Annotated in this window: 26 protein-coding genes; 19 read left to right on the top strand and 7 right to left on the bottom strand. The window is 56.0% G+C overall.

Annotated features, from left to right (window positions below; all coding sequences use genetic code 11):
• Window positions 1–57: 57 nt before the first annotated feature.
• The 8 genes from hfq (at window position 58) to rlmB (ending at window position 9,582) form a co-directional block, all read left to right on the top strand.
• Window positions 58–366 (top strand): RNA chaperone Hfq, encoded by a 309-nt coding sequence (gene hfq, locus LG383_RS17015; protein WP_032616179.1) that lies wholly within the window; start codon window positions 58–60, stop codon window positions 364–366.
• Between the two features lie 77 nt (window positions 367–443).
• Window positions 444–1,724: a ribosome rescue GTPase HflX gene (gene hflX, locus LG383_RS17010; RefSeq protein WP_225759755.1), complete on the top strand. Its 1,281-nt coding sequence runs from the start codon at window positions 444–446 to the stop codon at window positions 1,722–1,724.
• Window positions 1,725–1,840: 116 nt separating this feature from the next.
• On the top strand, window positions 1,841–3,097 hold the full coding sequence (gene hflK, locus LG383_RS17005) for an FtsH protease activity modulator HflK (protein ID WP_106994045.1): 1,257 nt from the start codon (window positions 1,841–1,843) through the stop codon (window positions 3,095–3,097).
• Between the two features lie 2 nt (window positions 3,098–3,099).
• On the top strand, window positions 3,100–4,101 hold the full coding sequence (gene hflC / locus LG383_RS17000) for a protease modulator HflC (RefSeq protein WP_106994046.1): 1,002 nt from the start codon (window positions 3,100–3,102) through the stop codon (window positions 4,099–4,101).
• Window positions 4,102–4,387: 286 nt separating this feature from the next.
• Entirely contained in the window at window positions 4,388–5,686 is a 1,299-nt protein-coding gene (locus LG383_RS16995; protein WP_166181386.1) for an adenylosuccinate synthase, read from the top strand.
• 192 nt (window positions 5,687–5,878) lie between these two features.
• On the top strand, window positions 5,879–6,304 hold the full coding sequence (nsrR, locus tag LG383_RS16990) for a nitric oxide-sensing transcriptional repressor NsrR (RefSeq protein WP_225759754.1): 426 nt from the start codon (window positions 5,879–5,881) through the stop codon (window positions 6,302–6,304).
• 38 nt (window positions 6,305–6,342) lie between these two features.
• Complete coding sequence (gene rnr, locus LG383_RS16985) at window positions 6,343–8,784, top strand: ribonuclease R (protein ID WP_225759753.1); 2,442 nt, start codon at window positions 6,343–6,345, stop codon at window positions 8,782–8,784.
• A 63-nt stretch (window positions 8,785–8,847) separates the two neighbouring features.
• Window positions 8,848–9,582 (top strand): 23S rRNA (guanosine(2251)-2'-O)-methyltransferase RlmB, encoded by a 735-nt coding sequence (gene rlmB, locus LG383_RS16980; protein WP_106994049.1) that lies wholly within the window; start codon window positions 8,848–8,850, stop codon window positions 9,580–9,582.
• A gap of 124 nt (window positions 9,583–9,706) precedes the next feature.
• Here the strand turns inward: rlmB and LG383_RS16975 are convergent, their stop codons facing one another.
• Window positions 9,707–10,996, bottom strand: a complete 1,290-nt coding sequence (locus LG383_RS16975; protein WP_166181390.1) for an MFS transporter — start codon at window positions 10,994–10,996, stop codon at window positions 9,707–9,709.
• A gap of 183 nt (window positions 10,997–11,179) precedes the next feature.
• Here LG383_RS16975 and LG383_RS16970 point away from each other — a divergent pair, with 183 nt between their 5' ends.
• Window positions 11,180–12,802 carry an isovaleryl-CoA dehydrogenase gene (locus LG383_RS16970; RefSeq protein WP_225759752.1) on the top strand — a complete coding sequence of 541 codons (1,623 nt, stop codon included), beginning with the start codon at window positions 11,180–11,182 and terminating at the stop codon, window positions 12,800–12,802.
• 3 nt (window positions 12,803–12,805) lie between these two features.
• Here the strand turns inward: LG383_RS16970 and LG383_RS16965 are convergent, their stop codons facing one another.
• From LG383_RS16965 to bsmA, 3 genes are all read right to left on the bottom strand, one after another.
• The gene (locus tag LG383_RS16965; RefSeq protein WP_225759751.1) at window positions 12,806–14,731 is read right to left on the bottom strand and encodes a methyl-accepting chemotaxis protein; all 1,926 of its coding nucleotides are present in this window, start codon (window positions 14,729–14,731) and stop codon (window positions 12,806–12,808) included.
• Between the two features lie 172 nt (window positions 14,732–14,903).
• Window positions 14,904–15,191: a DUF1471 family protease activator YjfN gene (yjfN, locus tag LG383_RS16960; RefSeq protein WP_106994053.1), complete on the bottom strand. Its 288-nt coding sequence runs from the start codon at window positions 15,189–15,191 to the stop codon at window positions 14,904–14,906.
• A gap of 136 nt (window positions 15,192–15,327) precedes the next feature.
• Entirely contained in the window at window positions 15,328–15,657 is a 330-nt protein-coding gene (gene bsmA, locus LG383_RS16955) for a biofilm peroxide resistance protein BsmA (protein WP_106994054.1), read from the bottom strand.
• Window positions 15,658–15,795: 138 nt separating this feature from the next.
• Between bsmA and yjfP the strand changes: the two genes are divergently transcribed.
• Complete coding sequence (gene yjfP / locus LG383_RS16950; RefSeq protein WP_106994055.1) at window positions 15,796–16,527, top strand: esterase; 732 nt, start codon at window positions 15,796–15,798, stop codon at window positions 16,525–16,527.
• Here yjfP and ulaR read toward each other — a convergent pair.
• Together ulaR and ulaG are read right to left on the bottom strand one after the other, a co-directional pair.
• Window positions 16,524–17,279: an HTH-type transcriptional regulator UlaR gene (ulaR, locus tag LG383_RS16945; RefSeq protein WP_225759750.1), complete on the bottom strand. Its 756-nt coding sequence runs from the start codon at window positions 17,277–17,279 to the stop codon at window positions 16,524–16,526. The two genes, yjfP and ulaR, sit on opposite strands and share 4 nt — an antisense overlap.
• A gap of 108 nt (window positions 17,280–17,387) precedes the next feature.
• The gene (gene ulaG, locus LG383_RS16940; RefSeq protein ID WP_106994057.1) at window positions 17,388–18,452 is read right to left on the bottom strand and encodes an L-ascorbate 6-phosphate lactonase; all 1,065 of its coding nucleotides are present in this window, start codon (window positions 18,450–18,452) and stop codon (window positions 17,388–17,390) included.
• 356 nt (window positions 18,453–18,808) lie between these two features.
• On the opposite strand from ulaG, the gene ulaA reads away from it, so the two are divergent.
• Genes ulaA through LG383_RS16910 form a run of 6 tightly spaced genes read left to right on the top strand, consistent with a single transcriptional unit; the run spans window position 18,809 to window position 23,204 of the window.
• On the top strand, window positions 18,809–20,209 hold the full coding sequence (gene ulaA / locus LG383_RS16935) for a PTS ascorbate transporter subunit IIC (RefSeq protein WP_225759749.1): 1,401 nt from the start codon (window positions 18,809–18,811) through the stop codon (window positions 20,207–20,209).
• Window positions 20,210–20,221: 12 nt separating this feature from the next.
• A complete protein-coding gene (gene ulaB / locus LG383_RS16930; protein WP_106994059.1) occupies window positions 20,222–20,527 on the top strand; it encodes a PTS ascorbate transporter subunit IIB in 306 nt (101 codons plus the stop codon).
• 9 nt (window positions 20,528–20,536) lie between these two features.
• A complete protein-coding gene (gene ulaC / locus LG383_RS16925; RefSeq protein WP_106994060.1) occupies window positions 20,537–21,004 on the top strand; it encodes a PTS ascorbate transporter subunit IIA in 468 nt (155 codons plus the stop codon).
• Between the two features lie 12 nt (window positions 21,005–21,016).
• Window positions 21,017–21,667 carry a 3-keto-L-gulonate-6-phosphate decarboxylase UlaD gene (locus LG383_RS16920; protein WP_106994061.1) on the top strand — a complete coding sequence of 217 codons (651 nt, stop codon included), beginning with the start codon at window positions 21,017–21,019 and terminating at the stop codon, window positions 21,665–21,667.
• A 9-nt stretch (window positions 21,668–21,676) separates the two neighbouring features.
• Window positions 21,677–22,531, top strand: a complete 855-nt coding sequence (locus LG383_RS16915) for an L-ribulose-5-phosphate 3-epimerase (RefSeq protein ID WP_225759748.1) — start codon at window positions 21,677–21,679, stop codon at window positions 22,529–22,531.
• Entirely contained in the window at window positions 22,518–23,204 is a 687-nt protein-coding gene (locus LG383_RS16910) for an L-ribulose-5-phosphate 4-epimerase (protein WP_106994063.1), read from the top strand. Before LG383_RS16915 ends, LG383_RS16910 begins: the two co-directional genes overlap by 14 nt.
• A gap of 81 nt (window positions 23,205–23,285) precedes the next feature.
• Here the strand turns inward: LG383_RS16910 and yjfY are convergent, their stop codons facing one another.
• On the bottom strand, window positions 23,286–23,561 hold the full coding sequence (gene yjfY, locus LG383_RS16905) for a DUF1471 family protein YjfY (protein WP_032616201.1): 276 nt from the start codon (window positions 23,559–23,561) through the stop codon (window positions 23,286–23,288).
• A 343-nt stretch (window positions 23,562–23,904) separates the two neighbouring features.
• Between yjfY and rpsF the strand changes: the two genes are divergently transcribed.
• Genes rpsF through rpsR form a run of 3 tightly spaced genes read left to right on the top strand, consistent with a single transcriptional unit; the run spans window position 23,905 to window position 24,853 of the window.
• Entirely contained in the window at window positions 23,905–24,300 is a 396-nt protein-coding gene (gene rpsF, locus LG383_RS16900; RefSeq protein ID WP_011915632.1) for a 30S ribosomal protein S6, read from the top strand.
• A gap of 6 nt (window positions 24,301–24,306) precedes the next feature.
• Window positions 24,307–24,621 (top strand): primosomal replication protein N, encoded by a 315-nt coding sequence (priB, locus tag LG383_RS16895; RefSeq protein WP_014068638.1) that lies wholly within the window; start codon window positions 24,307–24,309, stop codon window positions 24,619–24,621.
• A 4-nt stretch (window positions 24,622–24,625) separates the two neighbouring features.
• Window positions 24,626–24,853 (top strand): 30S ribosomal protein S18, encoded by a 228-nt coding sequence (rpsR, locus tag LG383_RS16890; protein WP_000135199.1) that lies wholly within the window; start codon window positions 24,626–24,628, stop codon window positions 24,851–24,853.
• The last annotated feature ends 17 nt before the right edge of the window (window positions 24,854–24,870 follow it).

The following is a 24,870-nucleotide window of genomic DNA, read 5'->3' as shown; positions in this document are numbered from 1 at the left end:
AATTTTTCAGAATCGCAAGGTTCTAAGTACAAAACAAGCATATAAGGAAAAGATAGAATGGCTAAGGGGCAATCTTTACAAGATCCGTTCTTGAACGCACTGCGTCGTGAACGTGTTCCAGTTTCTATTTATTTGGTGAATGGTATTAAGCTGCAAGGTCAAATTGAGTCTTTCGATCAGTTCGTGATCCTGTTGAAAAACACGGTCAGCCAGATGGTCTACAAGCACGCGATTTCTACTGTTGTTCCGTCTCGCCCAGTATCTCATCACAGCAATAACGCTGGCGGCGGTTCCAGTAACTACCATCATGGCAGCAACGCGCAGGGTTCTTCTGCGCCTGCGCAGGACAGTGAAGAAACCGAATAAGGTTACTGGCTGTTATTTCCATATCGGGGAGCCAGGTTTTCTGCGTTCCCCGCTGATCTTTTTTGAGAGGTTTACGCTTGTTTGACCGTTATGATGCCGGTGAGCAGGCGGTGCTGGTACACATCTATTTTTCGCAAGACAAAGATATGGAAGATCTCCAGGAGTTTGAAGCTCTGGTCTCTTCCGCCGGTGTCGAAGCAATGCAGGTGATTACCGGTAGCCGTAAAGCGCCGCACCCAAAGTATTTTGTTGGTGAAGGTAAAGCAGTAGAGATTGCGGATGCCGTTAAAGCGACTGGCGCATCAGTCGTGCTTTTTGATCACGCCCTGACACCGGCCCAGGAACGCAACCTGGAACGTCTGTGCGAATGTCGCGTTATCGATCGAACGGGTTTGATTCTGGACATTTTTGCTCAACGTGCACGTACCCATGAAGGGAAACTGCAGGTCGAGCTGGCGCAGTTGCGCCATCTGGCAACGCGCCTGGTGCGCGGCTGGACACACCTTGAAAGACAGAAAGGCGGGATTGGTTTGCGTGGCCCGGGTGAAACCCAGCTCGAAACCGACCGTCGCTTGCTGCGTGGCCGTATAACCCAGATCCTCTCACGACTTGAAAAAGTTGAGAAGCAACGTGAGCAGGGGCGCCGCTCCCGACAGAAAGCAGACATTCCAACGGTGTCGCTGGTCGGTTATACCAACGCCGGTAAATCCACCCTGTTTAACCAGATCACTGAGGCCCAGGTGTATGCCGCAGACCAGCTGTTTGCGACCCTGGATCCGACACTGCGCCGCATTGATGTGACGGACGTCGGTGAAACCGTGCTGGCGGATACCGTTGGGTTTATCCGTCATCTGCCGCACGACCTGGTGGCTGCATTTAAAGCCACCCTGCAGGAGACCCGTCAGGCGACGCTGCTGTTGCACGTCATTGACGCTGCGGATGTCCGCCTGCAGGAAAACATCGATGCAGTGAATATCGTGCTGGAAGAGATTGATGCGCACGAGATCCCAACGCTGCAGGTGATGAACAAAATCGATATGCTGGATGGCTTTGAGCCGCGTATCGACAGGGATGAAGAGAACATACCGATTCGGGTCTGGCTTTCTGCCCAGACCGGTGTTGGTGTACCACTGCTTTTCCAGGCCTTAACAGAACGTCTTTCCGGTGAAGTGGCTCAGCACACGCTGCGTCTACCCCCCGAGGAAGGCCGACTGCGCAGCCGTTTTTATCAGCTTCAGGCGATAGAAAAAGAGTGGATGGAGGATGACGGCAGCGTGGGGTTGCAAGTGCGTATGCCGATCGTTGACTGGCGTCGCCTCTGTAAACAAGAACCTGCGCTGGTCGACTACGTCGTCTGACCGGATAGGAGATGCCTGAAGGTTTTTGCCCTTTGGGATACCCGAATCGCAATGGATGCTCCGGCATGCCAGGCGTTTGAAGGTATATCACCGCATAACAAATATGGAGCACATACATGGCGTGGAATCAGCCCGGTAATAACGGACAAGACCGCGACCCGTGGGGGAGCAGCAATAATCAAGGCGGCAACTCCGGGGGAAATGGCAACAAAGGTGGTCGCGAGCAGGGGCCACCCGATCTGGATGATATCTTCCGCAAGCTGAGTAAAAAGCTGGGCGGTCTTGGCGGTGGTAAAGGCACTGGCGGCGGTACTGGCCAGGGGCCGCGTCCTCATATGGGCGGTCGCGTGGTGACTATTGTTGCGGCTGCAGCGGTAATTATCTGGGCTGCCAGCGGGTTCTACACCATCAAAGAAGCCGAGCGCGGTGTTGTTACCCGTTTTGGTAAGTTCAGCCATCTGGTTGAGCCAGGCCTGAACTGGAAACCTACCTTCGTTGATAACGTGCGCGCCGTTAACGTTGAGTCGGTACGTGAACTGGCGGCGTCCGGCGTAATGCTGACGTCCGATGAGAACGTCGTCCGCGTTGAGATGAACGTGCAGTACCGTGTCACCGATCCGCAGCACTACCTGTTTAGCGTGACCAGCGCGGACGACAGTCTGCGTCAGGCTACCGACAGCGCCCTGCGCGGCGTAATCGGCAAATACACCATGGACCGCATTCTGACCGAAGGTCGTACCGTTATTCGTAGCGATACCCAGCGTGAGCTGGAAGAGACCATTCGTCCGTACAACATGGGTATCACCCTGCTGGACGTCAACTTCCAGGCTGCTCGTCCGCCGGAAGAGGTGAAAGCGGCATTTGATGATGCGATTGCTGCCCGTGAAAACGAACAGCAGTACATCCGTGAAGCGGAAGCGTACATCAACGAAGTCCAGCCGCGTGCAAACGGTCAGGCACAGCGTATTCTCGAAGAAGCGCGCGCCTATAAGACTCAGACCGTTCTCGAAGCTCAGGGTGAAGTGGCGCGTTTTGCGAGACTGCTGCCTGAATATAAAGCCGCACCGGAAATTACCCGTGAGCGTCTGTATATCGAGACCATGGAAAAAGTGCTGAGCCACACCCGTAAGGTGCTGGTGAATGACAGCAAAAATGGCAACCTGATGGTTCTGCCGCTGGATCAGATGCTGAAAGGCGGGAATGCGAGTGGTGCAAAGGCCAATAACAGCGGAGCGAATGAGCTGTTGCGTCTGCCGCCAGCGTCGACTGGCAACACCAGAGCCAATACCACCTCTTCTTCAAGCGATGGTGACATCATGGACCAACGCCGCGCCAACGCGCAGCGTAACGACAACCAGCGTCAGGGGGAATAACGATGCGTAAGTCAGTTATTGCGATCATCATCATCGTGCTGGTCGTGCTTTATACCTCTATTTTTGTGGTTAAAGAGGGCGAGCGCGGTATTACCCTGCGTTTTGGCAAAGTTCTGCGTGACAGCGAAAACAAACCGCTGGTTTACGAGCCGGGTCTGCACTTTAAGATCCCGATGATCGAATCGGTTAAAACGCTGGATGCCCGTATCCAGACCATGGATAACCAGGCCGATCGCTTCGTGACCAAAGAGAAGAAAGACCTGATTGTCGACTCTTACATCAAGTGGCGCATCAGCGATTTCAGCCGTTACTACCTGGCGACCGGCGGCGGTGACGTCTCCCAGGCCGAAGTGCTGCTGAAACGTAAGTTCTCTGACCGTCTGCGTTCTGAAATTGGTCGTCTGGATGTGAAAGACATCGTTACCGACTCCCGTGGTCGTCTGACCCTGGAAGTACGCGATGCCCTGAACTCCGGCTCTGCGGGCACGGAAGATGAAGTGACCACGCCAGCGGCTGACGACGCGATCGCCAAAGCGGCTGAACGTGTTCAGGCTGAAACCAACGGCAAAGTGCCGGTGATCAACCCGAACAGTATGGCTGCGTTAGGTATCGAAGTGGTTGACGTACGTATTAAGCAGATCAACCTGCCGACCGAAGTGTCCGAAGCGATTTACAACCGTATGCGCGCTGAGCGTGAAGCGGTAGCTCGTCGCCATCGTTCACAGGGTCAGGAAGAGGCTGAGAAGCTGCGTGCAACCGCAGACTATGAAGTGACTAAAACGCTGGCAGAAGCTGAGCGTCAGGGTCGTATCCAGCGTGGTGAAGGTGATGCCGAAGCCGCGAAACTGTTCGCCGACGCGTTCAGCCAGGATCCAGACTTCTATGCCTTTATCCGTAGCCTGCGTGCCTATGAAAGCAGCTTCCAGAGCAATCAGGATGTGATGGTACTCAGCCCGGATAGCGATTTCTTCCGCTACATGAAATCACCGACGACAAGCCGCTAATTTTACGGTTTGAAGACGACAATGGCGCCTCTCGAGGCGCCATTTTTTTGTGACTCTGAGGCCCAAATTCTGAAGATGCTATAAAGGCGTTTGTCATTCCAACCAGCGTAATCGCTGATAGCGCCGCACCGCTTGTGATGAAAAACGGCTCTTCACACAACATATTGAGGTAATCGATTAATTGGTGATGAACCCGGCAAGTTCGACGAAATTTGTATACAAAAAAAGCTGAACATCATCAAAACCGATGGTAGAATCCATTTTTAAGCAATCGGTGATTTTGAAAATGGGTAACAACGTCGTCGTACTGGGCACCCAATGGGGTGACGAAGGTAAAGGGAAGATCGTCGATCTTCTGACTGAACGTGCTAAATTTGTTGTACGCTATCAGGGTGGTCACAACGCGGGCCATACTCTCGTAATCAACGGTGAAAAAACCGTCCTCCATCTTATTCCATCAGGCATTCTTCGTGACAATGTGACCAGCATCATCGGTAACGGTGTTGTGCTGTCTCCTGCTGCGCTGATGAAAGAGATGAAAGGCCTGGAAGACCGTGGCATCCCGGTTCGCGAACGTCTGCTGCTCTCTGAAGCCTGCCCGCTGATCCTCGACTACCACGTTGCGCTGGACCTGGCACGTGAAAAAGCGCGCGGCGCGAAAGCGATCGGTACTACCGGTCGTGGTATCGGCCCGGCTTACGAAGATAAAGTTGCCCGTCGCGGTCTGCGCGTTGGCGACCTGTTCGACAAAGCTACCTTTGCTGAAAAACTGAAAGAAGTGATGGAATATCACAACTTCCAGCTGGTGAACTTCTACAAAGTTGACGCGGTTGACTACCAGAAAGTACTGGACGATGTAATGGCCGTTGCCGACATCCTGACCGGTATGGTTGTTGATGTGTCCGATCTGCTGGACCAGGCGCGCAAGCGTGGCGATTTCGTCATGTTCGAAGGTGCGCAGGGTACGCTGCTGGATATCGACCACGGTACTTATCCGTACGTCACTTCCTCTAACACCACCGCAGGTGGCGTGGCAACCGGCTCTGGCCTGGGCCCACGTTATGTGGATTACGTTCTGGGTATCATCAAAGCTTACTCCACTCGCGTGGGTGCAGGTCCGTTCCCGACCGAGCTGTTTGATGAAACCGGCGAGTTCCTCTGCAAGCAGGGTAACGAGTTTGGCGCGACCACCGGTCGTCGTCGTCGTACCGGCTGGCTGGATGCAGTTGCTGTGCGCCGTGCGGTGCAGATCAACTCCCTGTCTGGCTTCTGCCTGACCAAACTGGACGTCCTGGACGGCCTGAAAGAAGTGAAAATCTGTGTTGCCTACCGTATGCCGGATGGCCGCGAAGTGACTACCACTCCGCTGGCAGCTGACGACTGGCAGGGCATCGAGCCGATCTACGAAACCATGCCAGGCTGGTCTGAAACCACCTTCGGTGTGAAAGAGCGTAGCGGCCTGCCACAGGCGGCACTGGATTATATCCAGCGCATTGAAGAACTGACCGGTGTGCCGATTGATATTATCTCTACCGGCCCGGACCGTAGTGAAACGATGATTCTGCGCGACCCGTTCGACGCATAATCCTTGTTGATGCTGGCCTGCGGGGTAACCCGTAGGCCGGATAAGCGTAGCGCCATCCGGCGATCGCGCTCTGATTCCCGCTTTTACCCCTTTCCTTTTAAATAAATTCGCCGTTGACTATCTGGCTGGTTTATCATCATTAGTGAATATCTCTGCGGATATACCGCGATTTACCCTTTTCCTGAGGTTGATGTGCAGTTAACAAGTTTCACCGATTACGGATTACGCGCGCTGATCTACATGGCGTCGTTACCTGAAGGGAAGATGACCAATATCTCTGAGGTGACAGAGGTGTACGGCGTGTCCCGTAATCATATGGTCAAGATAATCAATCAACTTAGCCGTGCCGGATACGTTGCTGCCGTCCGCGGGAAAAATGGCGGCATTCGCCTCGGTAAACCGGCACAGAGTATTCGTGTTGGTGATGTGGTACGCGAACTGGAGCCATTAACTCTGGTGAACTGTAGCAGCGCGTTCTGCCACATTACGCCCGCCTGTCGTCTGAAACAGGCGCTTTCAAAGGCCGTGCAAAGTTTTCTCATGGAGCTTGATAACTACACGCTGGCCGATTTGGTTGAAGAGAATCAACCGCTGTATAAATTATTGCTGGTGGAATGAAGAAAATTTCCACCGGAGATGACAACGGAGGAACCGCTATGTCACAAGATCCTTTCCAGGAACGCGAAGCTGAAAAATACGCTAATCCTATCCCAAGCCGCGAGTTCATCATTGAACACTTAACCAAACGCGAAAAACCCGCTAATCGTGAAGAACTTGCCGTTGAATTAAACATTGAAGGCGAAGAGCAGATTGAAGCCCTACGCCGTCGTCTGCGCGCCATGGAGCGCGACGGACAACTGGTCTTTACTCGCCGCCAGTGCTATGCCCTGCCAGAACGCCTCGACCTGCTGAAAGGCATGGTGATTGGTCACCGGGATGGTTTCGGCTTCCTGCGCGTCGAAGGCCGCAAGGACGATCTCTATCTCTCCTCTGAACAGATGAAGATGTGCATTCACGGCGACCAGATCCTGGCCCAGCCGCTGGGTGCCGACCGTAAAGGCCGTCGTGAGGCGCGTGTAGTGCGCGTGCTGGTGCCAAAAACCAGCCAGATCGTGGGCCGCTACTTCACCGACGCCGGCGTCGGTTTTGTGGTGCCGGACGACAGCCGTCTGAGCTTTGATATCCTTATTCCACCGGAAGAGGTGATGGGCGCGCGGATGGGCTTTGTGGTGGTCGTTGAACTGACCCAGCGTCCGACCCGCCGTACCAAAGCGGTCGGTAAGATTGTCGAAGTGCTGGGCGATAACATGGGCACCGGCATGGCCGTGGACATGGCGCTGCGCACCCACGAAATCCCATACGTCTGGCCAAAAGCGGTTGAAGAGCAGGTTGAAGGCCTGAAAGAGCAGGTCCCGGAGTCGGCGAAAGCGGGCCGTGTGGATCTGCGTAGCCTGCCGCTGGTCACCATCGATGGCGAAGACGCCCGTGACTTTGATGACGCTGTCTACTGCGAGAAAAAACGCGGCGGCGGCTGGCGTCTGTGGGTGGCCATTGCGGATGTGAGCTATTACGTCCGCACAGGTACCCCGCTGGATGGTGAAGCCCGCAACCGTGGCACCTCGGTCTACTTCCCGTCCCAGGTCGTGCCGATGCTGCCGGAAGTGCTCTCCAACGGTTTGTGCTCCCTCAACCCGCAGGTTGACCGTCTGTGCATGGTGTGTGAAATGACCATCTCCACCAAAGGGCGTTTAACCGGCTACAAATTCTATGAAGCGGTGATGAGTTCACATGCTCGCCTGACCTACACCAAAGTGTGGCACATGCTGCAGGGTGACCAGGATCTGCGTGAACAGTATGCGCCGCTGGTGAAGCACATCGAAGAGCTGCATAACCTCTATAAAGTGCTGGATCAGGCGCGTGAAGAGCGCGGCGGGATCTCCTTTGAGAGCGAAGAGGCGAAGTTCATCTTCAACGCCGAGCGCCGCATCGAGCGGATCGAACAGACCCAGCGTAACGATGCCCACAAGCTGATTGAAGAGTGCATGATCCTGGCCAACATCTCGGCGGCACGCTTCGTTGAGAAAGCCAAAGAGCCAGCGCTGTTCCGTATTCACGACAAACCGACCACCGAAGCCATTACCTCGTTCCGTACCGTACTGGCGGAGCTGGGCCTTGAACTGCCGGGCGGCAACAAGCCGGAGCCGCGCGATTACGCCGAGCTGCTGGAGTCCATCGCCGATCGCCCTGACGCCGAAATGCTGCAAACCATGCTGCTGCGCTCCATGAAGCAGGCGATTTACGATCCGGAAAACCGCGGTCACTTTGGCCTGGCATTGCAGTCTTATGCCCACTTTACCTCGCCGATCCGTCGTTACCCGGACCTCTCCCTGCACCGCGCTATTAAATATCTGCTGGCGCAGGAGCAGGGTCATAAAGGCAACACCACGGAAACCGGGGGTTACCACTACTCCATGGAAGAGATGCTGCAGCTGGGCCAGCACTGTTCGATGGCGGAACGCCGGGCGGATGAAGCCACGCGTGACGTCGCTGACTGGCTGAAGTGTGACTTCATGCTGGATCAGGTTGGGAACGTGTTTAAAGGCGTGATTGCCAGCGTCACCGGTTTTGGCTTCTTTGTCCGTCTTGATGAACTCTTTATTGATGGCCTGGTGCATGTCTCCTCCCTGGATAACGACTACTACCGTTACGATCAGGTTGGGCAGCGTCTGACCGGCGAATCCAGCGGCCAGACTTACCGTCTGGGCGATCGCGTGGAAGTGAAGGTTGAAGCCGTCAATATGGATGAGCGTAAGATTGATTTCAGCCTGATCTCCAGCGAACGTGCGCCGCGCAACGTGGGTAAAACCGCACGCGACCATGCGAAGAAAGGGGCGGCTGGCAAAACCAGCGGCAAGCGTCGTCAGACCGGTAAGAAGGTGAACTTCGAGCCGGACAGCGCCTTCCGTGGCGAGAAAAAACAGAAGCCGAAGGCCGCGAAGAAAGAAGCCAGAGCAGCGAAAAAGCCGTCGGACAAAACCCAGAAAATCGCCGCCGCGACCAAAGCCAAGCGCGCAGCGAAGAAAAAAGTAGCGGAATAATTTTCCCTGACCTTGATCCTCTCCCTTTCGGGAGAGGAGAACAGTAATTAATGAGAATCATCAATGAGTGAAATGATTTACGGCATCCACGCGGTGCAGGCCCTGCTGGAGCGCGCACCGGAGCGTTTTCAGGAAGTATTTATTCTGAAAGGGCGTGAAGACAAACGCCTGATGCCGCTTATCCACGCCCTGGAAGCGCAGGGTGTGGTGATCCAGCTGGCGAACCGCCAGTATCTGGATGAGAAAAGCGAAGGTGCGGTGCACCAGGGGATCATCGCCCGCGTCAAGCCGGGTCGCCAGTACCAGGAAAACGATCTGCCGGATCTCATCGCCACCCTGGATAACCCGTTCTTCCTGATCCTCGACGGCGTGACCGATCCGCACAACCTCGGTGCTTGCCTGCGTAGCGCTGATGCGGCGGGTGTTCACGCGGTGATCGTGCCGAAAGATCGCTCTGCACAGCTCAACGCCACGGCCAAAAAAGTAGCCTGCGGCGCAGCGGAAAACGTGCCGCTGATCCGCGTAACCAACCTGGCGCGCACCATGCGTCAGCTGCAGGAAGAGAATATCTGGATCGTCGGCACCGCCGGTGAAGCAGATCACACTCTGTTCCAGAGCAAAATGACCGGCCGTCTGGCACTGGTGATGGGCGCGGAAGGGGAAGGTATGCGCCGTCTGACCCGCGAGCACTGCGACGAGCTGATCAGCATTCCGATGGCGGGCAGCGTCTCGTCCCTGAACGTCTCCGTGGCAACCGGCATCTGCCTGTTCGAAGCGGTGCGCCAGCGCGGGAAATAAACAGCAAGGCCTTCTTTGAAGGCCTTTAGTGTTTTCTCCCTCTCCCCGTGGGAGAGGGTTGGGGTGAGGGCACCAGACGGTGATCGTCCTGGCCGGGTAAGCGCAGCGCCACCCGGCACATACCTCATTCCTCCAGCGACCGCAAATGGTCATCCTTTCTTAACGTCATCAGCGCAAAAATACTCACCACCGCCGTCGCCATCACGTAATAGGCCGGAATATCCAGATTCCCCGTCTCTTTTATCAGCCCGGTAATAATTAAGCCCGCACAACCCGAGAAGATGGCATTCGACAGCGAATAGGCCAGCCCCAGCCCGGTATAGCGCACCCGCGTCGGGAACATCTCTGACAGCATGGCCGGTCCTGGCCCTGCCAGCATCCCCACCAGGCCACCTGCAATCAGCACCACTATCGCTTTCACTGCCAGGGTGCTGGACTCCGCCTGCAGGATTTTCAGCAGCGGCAGGGCGAGGATCAGCAGCAGAACGGCGGCAATCACCATCACCGTGCGGCGGCCGATACGATCGCTCAACATCCCGGAGGGGATGATGGTCAGCGCAAAGCCGATATTGGAGATCACCGCTATCAACAGCGCCTGGTTAAAGCCGGTGTGCAGGGCCGACTGCAGGTAGGCGGGCATGATCACCAGATAGGTATAACCTGCGGCAGACCAGACCATCACCCGGCCGATCCCCATCACGATAGCTTTCAGCGTGTCACTGGTGCGGGCTTTCGCCACTACCGGTTTGGTTTGCTGCTTCACGAAGCTCGGCGTCTCTTCCATGCTCACCCGCAGCCACAGGGCCACCGCCCCCAGCGGCAGGGCGATAAAGAACGGGATGCGCCAGCCCCAGTCATGCAGGGCTTCTGGCGTCAGCAGGGCCGAGAGCAATGCCACGATCCCCGCGCCGGCCAGCAGCCCCAGCGCAACGGTAAAGGACTGCCAGGCGCCGTACAGCCCGCGTTTGCCGCGCGGGGCGAACTCGGTCATCAGCGATACCGCGCCGCCATACTCACCACCCGCGAACAGCCCCTGCAGGATCCGCAGGCCGGTGATGATCAGCGGGGCGGCAATACCAATGCTGGCATACACCGGTACCAGACCAATCGCCGCCGTGGCCAGGGTCATCATCACCAATACGATGATAAGGGTGGGCTTACGCCCGATACGATCCCCGATCCGACCGAAGACGATGGCGCCTAATGGACGGAAGAAAAAGGCGATGGCAAACGAGGCGTAGGTGAGGATCAGGCTGGTCAGTCCCGCCTCACCGCTGAGCTGGAAAAAGTTTTTTGCAATCACGGTGGCCAGAAAACCATACACCGCAAATTCGTACCATTCGATAAAGTTACCGATTGAGCCTGCAACTAATGCGCGCTTGTGGGCATCCGGCGCCCGCTGAGTGGATTGCATCGTTATTCTCTCCATGAGGTTAAGAATAAATTATTCACTATAAAAGCCGGTATGAAATTTATTATTCGCCCAATCTGTGACCAGACTCACGCCTGGAGAGGGCGAAATTTTGTGCCCGCTGCCGTGCAGCGTCTGCCCGGTCTGTCCATAATTACCTCATTGCCATAGAAGGAGGGATACATTATGCACTGGCAGACGCACACGGTTTTTAATCAGCCTGCGCCACTCACCAACAGCAACCTTTTTCTTTCCGATCGTGCCCTGTGTGAAGCGGTCAGCCGTGAAGGCGCTGACTGGGACGCGGAGCTGCTCGCCAGTATTGGTCAGCAGCTGGGTACGGCAGAATCGCTGGAACTGGGCCGCCTTGCTAACGCCAATCCACCCGAGCTGCTGCGCTTTGACGCCAGCGGTGCCCGGCTGGACGATGTGCGTTTTCATCCCGCGTGGCACCTGCTGATGCAGGGGCTGTGCGCTAACCGGGTGCATAACCTGGCGTGGGAAGAGGAGGCGCGAAAAGGGGCCTTCGTGGCCCGCGCGGCGCGTTTTATCCTGCATGCGCAGGTAGAGGCCGGCACGCTCTGCCCGATCACCATGACCCATGCCGCCACGCCGCTGCTGCAGCAGGCGCTACCGCGCGCTTTCCACGACTGGCTGACGCCGCTCCTTAGCGACCGATATGACTCCCATCTGACGCCGGGCAACCAGAAGCGCGGCCTGCTGATTGGCATGGGGATGACGGAGAAGCAGGGCGGATCGGATGTTCTCAGCAACACCACCCGGGCAGAGCGCTGCGGCGACGGCAGCTACCGGCTGGTGGGCCATAAGTGGTTTTTCTCGGTGCCGCAAAGCGATGCGCATCTGGTACTGGCGCAGGCCGAAGGCGGCCTGTCGTGCTTCTTCGTTCCCCGTTTTCTGCCTGACGGTTTGCGCAATGCCGTCCATCTGGAGCGTCTGAAAGACAAGCTGGGCAACCGCTCCAACGCCAGCAGCGAAGCTGAGTTTCTTGAGGCCACCGGCTGGCTGCTGGGCGAAGAGGGGGAAGGAGTGCGCCAGATCCTGAAGATGGGCGGACTTACCCGCTTCGACTGTGCGCTCGGCAGTCACGGCCTGATGCGCCGGGCCTTCTCGGTGGCGTTGTATCATGCTCACCAGCGGCAAACCTTTGGCAAAAACCTGATCGATCAGCCGCTGATGCGCGATGTGTTAAGCCGCATGGCGCTGCAGCTGGAGGGACAAACGGCGCTCCTGTTCCGCCTGGCGCGGGCCTGGGATCGCCGGGATAACGAGCACGACGCCCTGTGGGCACGGCTGTTTACCCCGGCCGCGAAACTGGCGATTTGTAAAGCCGGGATCCCGTTCGTCGCGGAAGCGATGGAGGTGTTGGGTGGTATCGGCTATTGCGAAGAGAGCGAGCTGCCGCGTATCTACCGGGAGATGCCGGTCAACAGCATCTGGGAAGGCTCGGGCAATATTATGGGGCTGGACGTGCTGCGGGTGCTGGCGAAGCAGCCTGCGGTGATGGATCTGCTGGCCGAGGATTTTGCCGGCGTGAAGGGGCAGGATCGGCACTTCGATCGCAGCTGGCGCCAGTTACAGCAGAAGCTGCGTAAACCCCAGGAGGCGCAGGGCAGGGAGATCGCCCGGCAGATCTTCCTGCTGGGCGCGGGGGCACAGATGTTGCGCCATGCGTCACCGCCGGTGGCGCAGGCCTGGTGTCGTGAAATGCTTGACGCCCGTGGAGGATCCCTGCTCAGCGAGCAGGTCCAGGACGACCTGCTGCTGCGCGCCACGGGCGGTGTAGCCTGACTCTTACAGGCGGAACAGGCTGACCAGATCGGTCAGGTGGGAACCCTTTCCGCGCAGAACCTGTGCCGTCTGTTCGCTACGTGAGACGCGATCGGCGTTGATGTGCGACGCTTCGCCGATATGCGTCATCGCCAGGTTCACCTGACCGATACCTGCCGACTGCTCGCGGGAGGCATGGTTAATCTCTGTGACCAACTGGTTGATATTGTCGATGTGCTCGATGATGCTCTCCATCGCATGCCGGGTCTGCTCCGACAGGGCGTGGCCCTCGCTCACCTTGCTGAGCGTATCGCCAATCAGCTGTTCAATCTCCTTCACCGCGTTGGCGCTACGCGCTGCCAGGGCGCGCACTTCCTGAGCCACCACGGCAAAGCCTTTACCGTGCTCGCCCGCCCGGGCGGCTTCTACGGCGGCGTTCAGGGCCAGGATATTGGTCTGGAAAGCGATACCTTCAATCACCCGCGTAATGGCTTCGATACGTTTCGATGCTTCGCGAATATCATCCATGGTAGCGACAGCATTGCTGACGGTCTCCCCGCCCTGATGCACCGCCCGTGAGGTTTCGCCTACCAGTTGCTGGGTCTGCTCCATATTGGCCGCGTTCTGCTGCACGCTGGCCGCCAGCTGCTCCATACTGGCGGAGGTCTCTTCCACGCTGCTGGCCTGCTTGTTGATCTGCTCAGAGATCTCACCGGTATCCGCCGCCAGGGCGTTGGTTCCCTGATGGATATCCCCTGCGGCTTCACGCACCTGCAGCACGATTTTTTGCAGCCCGCCGCCAATGCCGTTGATGGCATTGATCAGCTGACCCACCTCATCCTGACGGGTAGCAGGCAGGGTGTTGCGCAGATCGCCTGCGGCATACTGTTCTGCCAGACCAATCACATCGCGCAGCGGGCGTGAAAGCCAGCGGCGGATAATAAATGCGAACAGCATGGCGAAAAGTGCGGACAGGACGACGCCGGCCAGCAGGAAGCGATCGCGCAGGCTGGTAACGTCGGCCAGAAGGACGGATTTATCCACCTCGCCCACTATCGTCCAGTTCCAGCCCGGAAGCGGTGTCCAGGCCATAATCAGCGTACGACCGTCGGCGCTCTGACGCTCCAGGGTGCCGGATTTATCCGCCAGCAGCTGCTGCTGAACGTCGTTCTCCCATTTCGGCAACTGCCCCTCTTCTGCGCTATGGAACAGGTACTGGCCGTGATTTTTGCCATGACTGCGGTCCAGCACAAAGAAGTGGCCGCTCTCGCCCAGACGGCGGCTGAGGATCTTCTCGCGCATGACGTTCCACGAGTGGGTAATGTCGACCCCGACGAAGATGATGGCGATCACCTGTCCGCCCGCGTCCTTAACCGGTTGATACTGGGTGATGTAGCGTTTACCGAACAGCAGGGCGAGGCCGCGATAGACCTCACCTTTGGTGACCACCGTCCAGGCGGGGCTGGCGTGATCCAGTACCGTACCGATGGCCCGGTCGCCGTTCTCTTTGCGCAGGGAGGTTGCCACGCGGACAAAGTCGTCGTCGCTGCGGACAAACAGCGTAGCGATGGCCCCGGTGCGATTCAGAAAATCATCGGGCGTGGTGTTGTTCTCATGGAGTTCCGTCTCACCGCCTTTCAGCAGCGGGACGTTCTGACCGTTGATGGTGCGGGTCTGGCTGGCGTCAATGGACAGCGGTTGCGGCAAAAAAGTGGTGAACAGGCGGGTGTAGCTCTCCACCTCTTCGGTGAGGCTGGTATTGAACATCTGCACCATATCCACCACGCCGGTAGACTGGTTATGCAGATCTTCTATGGCCAGCGATTCGAGTTTTTGACTGGAGTTATAGCTCAGGAGAAAAGTGAACAGCAGAAAGAGTGTGGCAACACTCAAGCCGGTAAGCAGCGATAGCTTGGTGCCCAGACCTGCACGGCGAAAAAAGTTGATCATAAATTGCTCATTGCTAAAAAGGTAACGCTTTTCAACGGCAGAGCGGGGATAACATTTATTAGCTTTATGTAACAAAATGTTACGGTATTATCTCGAGGTAGTAGCGACAAGGATAATAGAATTGTAAATATTAAAAAGCCACTCTTTTTTAGTGGCTTTTTATGGGCGCTTTTCAGGCGTAGAGAATGGCTTGTACCCGCCAGCGATTGACATGGCTATCTTCCTGCATGGTAATAATGCGATACCAGGATGCTCCCTGTTCATCTGCTTTTAGCGCGATCATGCGCTCCACATCCTGCGGACTCCCTGAGATATCATTTACGGAAATCAGTCCAATTTCATTCAAACCCGTCACACAATCAGCGCTGGCAAATTCGGCTGACTGTGCGGCAGTACTCACCAGACCGGCTGAGAGTAACAGTGAGGTCAAAGCAAGAGATCGTTTCATCGTCAGCTCCATTTTACGTGTCCCCGGTATCCGCCGGGCAATCCTTCGCTAATAAACTCATTTCCATTGCCGCAGGCATGGAGTTTATTGTGGACAGGAAAACGTCTATGGACGCAAAGCAGTGTAAATGTCGTTTAAATACCGCTCGTTATTTACGGTATAAAATGGCCTGCGAGTACCATTGTCCTGTCACGATAGTTTCATCGATAAGGATGATGACGTAATAATCTGCTTTCGCGGCGACGGCTTTTGCTTTAATGGCATCTTCCACATCGGCGGGAGAGCCTCGCTCAAGTGCGGTGACGGTACCCATCCGCTGTAATCCTTCCGTCTGATTACGGCGAATTTCTTGTGGGTGGTCGGCAACCGGAGGTGCAGGCTGTGGCGTGCCTTCCAGGACGCTACATCCGCCCAACATCAGCATCAGCAATAAAGCAGCAAACCTTCGCATAACCATATCTCGTTTCCTGATAGCCATAGTGTAGAACTCTGTTGATTTAGGATTGGGGGAATGTTCCCAAATTGTTAGCTGTGGCGTAAATTTCGAATGAAAATTGTGCGAAAGCGTAATCCAGTTCTCAACATTTTAAATCACCCTTTAGCATGAGGCCTTTTGATGATTGAACTTGAAATACGGCACTTTGGCGATCATGAAAGTGTACACGCGGTTCCGGCAGGAAAACGATCTCAACCGCTGCCGGTTATTATTTTTTATCATGGTTTTACTTCATCAAAGCTGGTCTACAGCTATTTTGCGGTAGCGCTGGCGCAGGCCGGTTTTCGGGTGGTGATGCCAGATGCACCTGATCATGGCGCACGCTTTGCAGGGGATGAGCAGGCTCGTCTGGGGCAGTTCTGGCCAATCCTGCATGGCAACCTCACGGAGTTTGCTGCGCTAAGGGATGGGTTGTATCAGGCCGGGCTGGTGGCGGATGAACGCCTTGCGGTGGCCGGTGCCTCGATGGGCGGGATGACCGCGCTGGGTATTATGGCGCGCCATCCGGAGGTGAAATGCGTGGCAAGCCTGATGGGCTCGGGCTACTTTACCTCCCTGGCCCGCACGCTGTTTCCGCCGCTGCAACCTGAGACATTTGACGCGATGGTCTCTCCGCTTGCCGACTGGGAGGTGACAACTGCGCTACCCCGTCTGGCCGACCGCCCGCTGCTGCTGTGGCACGGGGAGGCGGATGACGTCGTGCCCGCCGCGGAGACCTTCCGTTTGCAGCAGGCCCTGCAGCAGGAAGGGCTGGATAAGAACCTGACCTGTCTGTGGGAGGCGGGAGTCAAACATCGCATCACGCCGACCGCCCTCGATGCCACGGTGGCGTTTTTCCGTCAGCACCTTTAAACGCGCAGGATCTTCACCCCCTGATCTTCCAGTTTCTGGAGGATCTGTGGGTCAGCGCTTTTACCGGTGATCACCAGGGCTATCTGCTCGGCGCGGCTAAACAACATGCCCGCGCGCTCGCCAACTTTACTGCTGTCGACCAGCACCACCAGCTTACCGACCACGTTCAGCATGTTCTGCTCCGCCATCGCCGTCAGCATATCGGTTTTATACAGCCCCTCGGCGGTGAGCCCTTTCCCGCTGGTAAACATCCAGTGTCCGGCATACAGCGTGTTCTCGCTGTCCTGCGGGCTTAAGGTGATGGACTGGCTCTTGTTGTACTGCCCGCCCATGATCACCACGCTTTCGTGCTCCTGATCGATGAGGTAGTTGGCCAGCGGCAGGTAGTTGGTAATGATCTGCACCGGCTTGCCGCACATTTCGCGGCCCAGCAGGAAGGCGGTGGAACCACAGTTGATCACCACGCTTTCGCCAGGATTCACCAGCTGAGAGGCGGCCCGGGCAATACGCACTTTCTCGTCATGATTCTGCGCCTGATGGATATTCATCGGAGACCAGCGCGGGCGCTGTTGGCTAATGGCTTCGGCACCGTTACGGACTTTCTTCAGCTTCCCGCTCTCATCAAGTTTATTGATATCCCGGCGCGCGGTAGCGGGGGAGACGCCCAGCCGGGCAATCACCTGTTCCACGGTAACAAACCCCGTTTGTGCCAGGAGTTCCAGTAAAATTTGATGCCGCTGTGCTTCTGTCATGAGCTATTCCGAAATAAATTGATTTCAAAAGATGATATTTGAAATAGCCTGAAATTACTAAGTAAAAGATGGAACCGCCAGGCGCTGCGCCTGGCGATGAAGAGGTAATTACAGGAATGATTTGAACGGCAGATCCGGCTCAATGGTAAAGCAGTCGTCAAAGCCGCGCGGGTAGTGATACTCAAAATTGTCTTTATCCAGCGGCCAGGTAAACTTGCCGCCCACCTGCCAGATAAACGGCTTAAAGCCATATTTCAGACGATCTTTTTTCATCTCCCACAGGACGCGGATCTCCTGCGGATCGGCCTGGAAGTTTGACCAGATATCATGGTGGAACGGGATCACCACTTGGGTATTGAGCGCTTCTGCCATGCGCAGAATATCGGCGCTGGTCATCTTATCGGTGATGCCGCGTGGGTTCTCGCCATAAGATCCCAGCGCCACGTCGATATGATGCTCGTTGCCATGTTTGGCATAGTAGTTGGAGTAGTGCGAGTCGCCGCTGTGGTACAGCGTTCCGCCCGGGGTTTTGAACAGATAGTTCACCGCCCGCTCATCCATGCCGTCCGGCAGCACACCGGCTGCCTTCTGGTCTGCCGGCAGGGTAATCAACGCCGTACGGTCAAATGCATCCAGGGCGTGGATTTCAATATCTTTGATTTTCACCACATCGCCTGGCTTAACTACAATGCAGCGCTCTTTCGGCACGCCCCAGCCCATCCAGATATCCACGCAGGTTTGCGGACCGATAAAGGGCACATCTGGCGCGCAGTTTTGCATGACGGCGGCGGCGACATTCACATCAATGTGATCGTTATGATCGTGGGTCGCCAGCACGGCATCGATCTGACGAATGCCGAACGGATCGAGGACAAACGGCGTGGTGCGCAGGTTTGGCTGCAGCTTCTGCACCCCCGCCATACGCTGCATCTGATGCCCTTTCTTCATCAGCGGATTACCGTGGCTTTGCTTGCCGGTCCCGCACCAGAAATCGACACAGACATTGGCACCGCCCTGAGATTTCAACCAGATTCCGGTGCAGCCCAGCCACCACATGGCAAAGGTGCCAGGCGCAACCTGCTCTTGTTCAATCTCTTCGTTCAGCCAGGTTCCCCATTCCGGGAAGGTGCTGAGGATCCATGATTCTCGGGTGATAGTGTGCACTTTACTCATTACCAGACTCCCTTTTGTTCTCATAAGTAATCAATTAATGATTCAGTATGATTTATATTGTCACCAATAAATCAGCATTGCAACGCACATTTTGAAGCCTTACTTCCTTTAAAAGCGCATTACAGATGTGATAAATGTTGATGATTGTTACCTGATTCTTTTGCAGCTTATTGAAATATAAGATTATATTGGTATTTCAAAGATTGAAATAAAAGTCATTACAGTATGAGAGGAAATAATTTGCGTGATGCGTCACAAATAATCAAATGCAATCTTGTGGTGATTATTTGTGATTACTAGAGTGGGGGCCTGTTGTACGAGCATTACGCAGCGTACTGCCTTTATCGGAGAGTGTTATGGAGATCCTCTACAGCGTCTTTACCGTCTTTTTTAATCAGGTAATGACTAATGCCCCGCTGCTGCTGGGTATCGTGACGTGTCTGGGCTACATCCTGCTACGCAAGAGCGTCAGCGTCATTATCAAAGGCACCATCAAAACCATCATCGGTTTCATGCTCCTCCAGGCGGGGTCCGGCATTTTAACCAGCACCTTTAAACCCGTCGTCGCCAAAATGTCCGAGGTCTACGGCATTAACGGCGCAATATCAGACACCTACGCTTCAATGATGGCCACCATCGAACGGATGGGCGACGCCTACAGCTGGGTAGGATATGCCGTGCTGTTGGCGCTGGCGCTGAACATCATTTACGTCCTGCTGCGCCGTATTACCGGTATTCGTACCATCATGCTGACCGGCCACATCATGTTCCAGCAGGCCGGGCTGATTGCCGTCTTCTTCTTTATCTACGGCTACCCAATGTGGACCACCATCATCTGTACGGCAGTGCTGGTGTCGCTCTACTGGGGGATCACATCAAACATGATGTACAAGCCGACCCAGGACGTGACCGACGGCTGCGGTTTCTCCATCGGCCACCAGCAGCAGTTCGCCTCCTGGATCGCCTATAAAGTCGCGCCGTACCTCGGCAAGAAAGAGGAGAGCGTGGAGGATCTCAAGCTGCCGGGCTGGCTCAATATTTTCCACGACAATATCGTCTCGACGGCGATCGTGATGACTATTTTCTTCGGTGCGATTCTGCTCTCGTTTGGTACCGATGTGATTCAGGCGATGGCCGGGAAAACTCACTGGACCATCTACATCCTGCAAACCGGTTTCTCCTTCGCGGTGGCGATTTTCATCATTACCCAGGGCGTACGCATGTTCGTGGCCGAGCTCTCCGAAGCCTTCAATGGCATCTCGCAGCGTCTGATCCCCGGCGCGGTGCTGGCGATCGACTGTGCGGCTATCTATAGCTTTGCGCCGAACGCCGTGGTCTGGGGCTTTATGTGGGGCACCATCGGCCAGCTGATTGCGGTGGGTATTCTGGTGGGCTGCGGCTCTTCCATCCTCATCATTCCTGGCTTTATCCCGATGTTCTTCTCTAACGCCACCATTGGCGTCTTTGCCAACCATTTTGGCGGCTGGCGCGCGGCGCTCAAGATCTGCCTGGTAATGGGGATGATTGAGATCTTCGGTTGCGTGTGGGCGGTCAAGCTCACCGGCATGAGCGCCTGGATGGGCATGGCGGACTGGTCAATTCTGGCCCCGCCAATGATGCAGGGCTTCGCCTCCCTCGGCATTGTCTTTATGGCCGTCATTATTTTTATTGCCCTGGCTTATATGTTCTTCGCTGGCCGTTCGCTGCGGGCGGAAGAAGATGCGGAAAAACAAACAGCAGAAGTTTCTGCTCACTAAGGAGTTTTGACTATGACCGTACGTATTCTGGCTGTATGTGGCAACGGACAAGGAAGCTCCATGATCATGAAAATGAAAGTGGACCAGTTTTTAACCCAGTCAAACATTGACCACACGGTGAACAGCTGCGCGGTGGGTGAATACAAAAGTGAACTGAACGGCGCGGACATCATCATCGCCTCGACCCATATCGCCGGGGAAATTAGCGTCACAGGCAATAAATATGTGGTGGGCGTGCGCAACATGCTGTCGCCTGCGGATTTTGGCCCAAAACTGCTGGATGTGATCAAAGAACACTTCCCGCAAGACGTGAAGTAAGGAGGCGCTATGAAACTCCGTGATTCGCTGGCAGACAACCACTCCGTCCTGTTACAGGCCGAGGCCAGCACCTGGCAGGAGGCGGTAAAGCTGAGCGTTGATCTGCTGGTTAAAGCTGATGTGGTTGAGCCGCGCTATTACCAGGCCATTCTCGATGGCGTTGAGCAATTTGGGCCGTACTTTGTGATTGCGCCGGGGCTGGCGATGCCGCATGGCCGCCCGGAGGAGGGGGTTAAAAAGACAGGGTTCGCACTGGTCACCCTGAAAACGCCGCTGGTGTTTAACCACGAGGATAACGACCCGGTCGATATTTTGATCACTATGGCGGCCGTTGATGCCAACACCCATCAGGAGGTGGGCATCATGCAGATCGTCAATCTGTTTGAAGACGAAGCCAATTTCGACCGTTTACGCGCCTGTCGTACCGAGCAGGACGTGCTGGATTTAATCGATAACGCCACTGCGGCGGCACGCTAAGAGGGAACTGAAATGTCATTACCAATGTTGCAGGTTGCGCTGGATAACCAGACTCTGGCCCACGCTTACGAAACCACCCGTCTGATCGCCGAAGAGGTGGACATCATCGAAGTGGGCACCATCCTCTGCGTCGGGGAGGGCGTGCGCGCCGTACGCGATCTGAAGGCGCTCTATCCCCACAAAATAGTGCTGGCAGATGCCAAGATTGCCGATGCGGGCAAAATCCTGTCGCGGATGTGCTTCGAAGCCAACGCCGACTGGGTGACGGTGATCTGCTGCGCGGATATCAACACCGCTAAAGGCGCGCTGGACGTGGCGAAAGAGTTTAACGGCGACGTGCAGATCGAACTCACCGGCTTCTGGACCTGGAAGCAGGCGGAAGAGTGGCGCGAGGCTGGCATTCAGCAGGTGGTCTATCACCGCAGCCGCGATGCGCAGGCCGCAGGCGTGGCCTGGGGTGACGCGGATATCAGTGCCGTTAAGCGTCTGGCGGAGATGGGCTTTAAGGTCACCGTCACCGGCGGCCTGGCGCTGGAGGATCTGCCGCTGTTCGCGGGTATTCCGATTCACGTCTTTATTGCCGGGCGCAGCATTCGTGATGCCGCCTCGCCGGTGGAAGCGGCGCGCCAGTTCAAACGTTCCATCGCCCAGCTGTGGGGATAAGGAGCGGCTATGTTAAGCAAGCAGGTGCCGCTTGGCATATATGAAAAGGCACTTCCCGCCGGGGAGTGCTGGCTCGAACGGCTGAAACTGGCTCAGGCTCTGGGGTTCGATTTCGTCGAAATGTCGGTGGATGAGACGGATGCACGCCTCTCCCGCCTCGACTGGAGCCGCGAGCAGCGCCTGGCGCTGGTGAATGCGGTGGCCGAAACCGGGGTGCGCGTCCCCTCGATGTGCCTGAGCGCCCATCGTCGCTTTCCGCTCGGCAGTGAAGATGCCCAGGGGCTGGCGATCATGCGTAAAGCGATTCGTTTTGCTCAGGACGTGGGGATCCGCGTCATCCAACTGGCGGGCTATGACGTTTACTACCAGCAGGCCAACAACGAAACGCGGCGGCGCTTTCGTGAGGGGCTAAAAGAGAGCGTGGAGATGGCGAGCCGCGCCCAGGTGACGCTGGCGATGGAGATCATGGACTACCCGCTGATGAACTCCATCAGCAAGGCGCTGGGTTATGCCCACTACCTCAATAATCCGTGGTTCCAGCTCTATCCCGATATCGGCAACCTCTCCGCGTGGGATAACGATGTGCCTATGGAGCTGCAGGCGGGGATCGGCCATATCGTGGCGGTACACGTCAAAGACACCCGGCCTGGGGTATTCAAAAACGTGCCGTTCGGCACGGGCGTGGTGGATTTCGAAGCCTGTTTCGCCACCCTCAATCACAGCGGGTACTGCGGGCCTTACCTGATTGAGATGTGGAGCGAAACCGCAGAGGATCCGCTGCTCGAAGTGGCGAAAGCCCGCGACTGGGTGCTGTCGCGGATGGCGCGGGCGGGGCTGAAGGGAGGAGAAAATGCAGCTGCTTAAACAGCAGGTCTTTGAGGCAAACATGGATTTGCCGCGTTACGGCCTGGTTACCTTTACCTGGGGAAACGTCAGTGCAATAGACCGGAGCCGCGGGCTGGTGGCGATCAAACCCAGCGGGGTGGCCTATGAGACCATGCGGGTGGAAGATATGGTGGTAGTGGATCTCGACGGCAAGGTGGTGGAGGGCCAGTGGCGGCCTTCTTCCGATACCGCCACCCATCTGGCGCTCTACCGGCGTTATCCCTCCCTTGGCGGCGTGGTGCATACCCACTCCACCCATGCCACGGCCTGGGCACAGGCGGGACTGGCGATCCCGGCGCTGGGCACCACCCATGCAGACTACTTTTTTGGCGATATCCCCTGTACGCGGGCGCTCAGCGAAGAGGAGGTGCAGGGCGAGTATGAACTCAATACCGGCAAGGTAATCATCGACACGCTGGGAGAGGGTGAACCACTGCACACGCCGGGGATCGTGGTCTACCAGCATGGCCCCTTTGCCTGGGGTAAAGATGCCCAGGATGCGGTGCATAACGCCGTGGTGATGGAAGAGGTGGCAAGAATGGCGTGGATTGCCCGCGGCATCAACCCGCGCCTGCAACCGATCGACAGCTACCTGATGAACAAGCACTTTATGCGCAAGCATGGCCCGAATGCCTATTACGGGCAAAAATAAAAAAAGCCCCCGGGCAGGGGGCTAATTCGACTATGACATATTCTCGTTGTTGGCTTTCCTGGTGCTAGCGTCAAAGCATTATTACCGGTAGATATCTGCACTGACGTGCATATTGCCGTTGCTGCCCGGTTCACGGGTGAGCATGACGTGATAGTAGCGGGCATCCCGCGCATCGGCTTCTGCGTTAATGGCTTCAGTCGCTTCACTTTCCGTGGCGAAGTTGTGGTTGATATAGATGACGCCCAGACTTTGTACGTCATCCATATTTCTGGCCTGTCGGCCGTCAACCTGAATCGCTGCTGTCGCGTTTGCACTGAGCAAAAGCGCAGCCAGAATGGCAAGGTTTATCTTTTTCATGATATGCGCTCCACGACAAACTACGGTGCGACGATAATCACTTCGGGTTTGGTCCTCAGAAGGGGTCTGATTAAAGTGTAACCCCTTATCTGGCGGGTATTGGCGACCATTTCTGATGCTGTTGTTCAAAAAAGCGCCACGATCGACTCTGAGCAATGGTAAATCACCCACTTAGACGCGCTTTACGCTTTGTGCGAATTATTTGTGCAATGCGCTTGAGTTTCCAGGGGGGGGCAAGTATTATGGCGCGTCAATTTTTCGGCCGACCTTTAACACGTTCCTTGCCTCCCCGGGCCTCGGCTGACCCAGACAGGAGGCTGAATAATCCGTAAGGAGCAATTCGATGCGTCATTACGAAATCGTTTTTATGGTCCATCCTGACCAGAGCGAACAGGTTCCGGGTATGATCGAGCGCTACACTGGTGCAATCACTGCAGCAGAAGGCACGATCCACCGTCTGGAAGACTGGGGCCGCCGTCAGCTGGCTTATCCGATCAACAAACTGCACAAAGCTCACTACGTTCTGCTGAACGTTGAAGCGCCGCAGGAAGCGATCGATGAGCTGGAAACTAACTTCCGCTTCAACGATGCCGTTATCCGCAGCATGGTTATGCGTACCAAAAACGCAGTGACCGAAGCATCTCCGATGGTTAAAGCGAAAGACGAGCGCCGTGAGCGTCGCGATGATTTCGCAAACGAAACCGCAGATGATTCTGATGCTGGGGATTCTGAAGAGTAATTTCTGATGACCAACCGTCTGGTGTTGTCCGGTACCGTGTGCAGGACCCCCCTTCGTAAGGTCAGCCCATCAGGAATTCCTCACTGCCAGTTCGTGCTTGAGCATCGTTCAGTGCAGGAGGAAGCCGGGTTTCACCGGCAGGCGTGGTGCCAAATGCCCGTTATTATTAGCGGACACGAAAACCAGGCCATTACTCACAGTATAACGGTCGGTAGCGCAGTAATCGTTCAGGGGTTCATTTCTTGCCACAAGGCAAAGAACGGCCTGAGCAAAATGGTTCTGCATGCCGAGCAGATTGATTTGATAGATTCTGGAGACTAGCCATATGGCACGTTATTTCCGTCGTCGCAAGTTCTGCCGTTTCACCGCGGAAGGCGTTCAAGAGATCGACTATAAAGATATCGCAACGCTGAAAAACTACATCACCGAAAGCGGTAAGATTGTCCCAAGCCGTATCACCGGTACTCGTGCAAAATACCAGCGTCAGCTGGCTCGCGCTATCAAACGCGCTCGCTACCTGTCCCTGCTGCCGTACACTGATCGTCATCAGTAATCGGGCACGGTCCATTA

It is taken from the genome of Leclercia sp. Marseille-Q4284 (genome assembly GCF_916618945.1).
In the GTDB taxonomy this organism is placed as follows: domain Bacteria; phylum Pseudomonadota; class Gammaproteobacteria; order Enterobacterales; family Enterobacteriaceae; genus Enterobacter; species Enterobacter tamurae.
The sequence above is the reverse complement of the archived record's forward strand: the minus strand, read 5'-3'. Positions and strand labels throughout refer to the sequence as shown.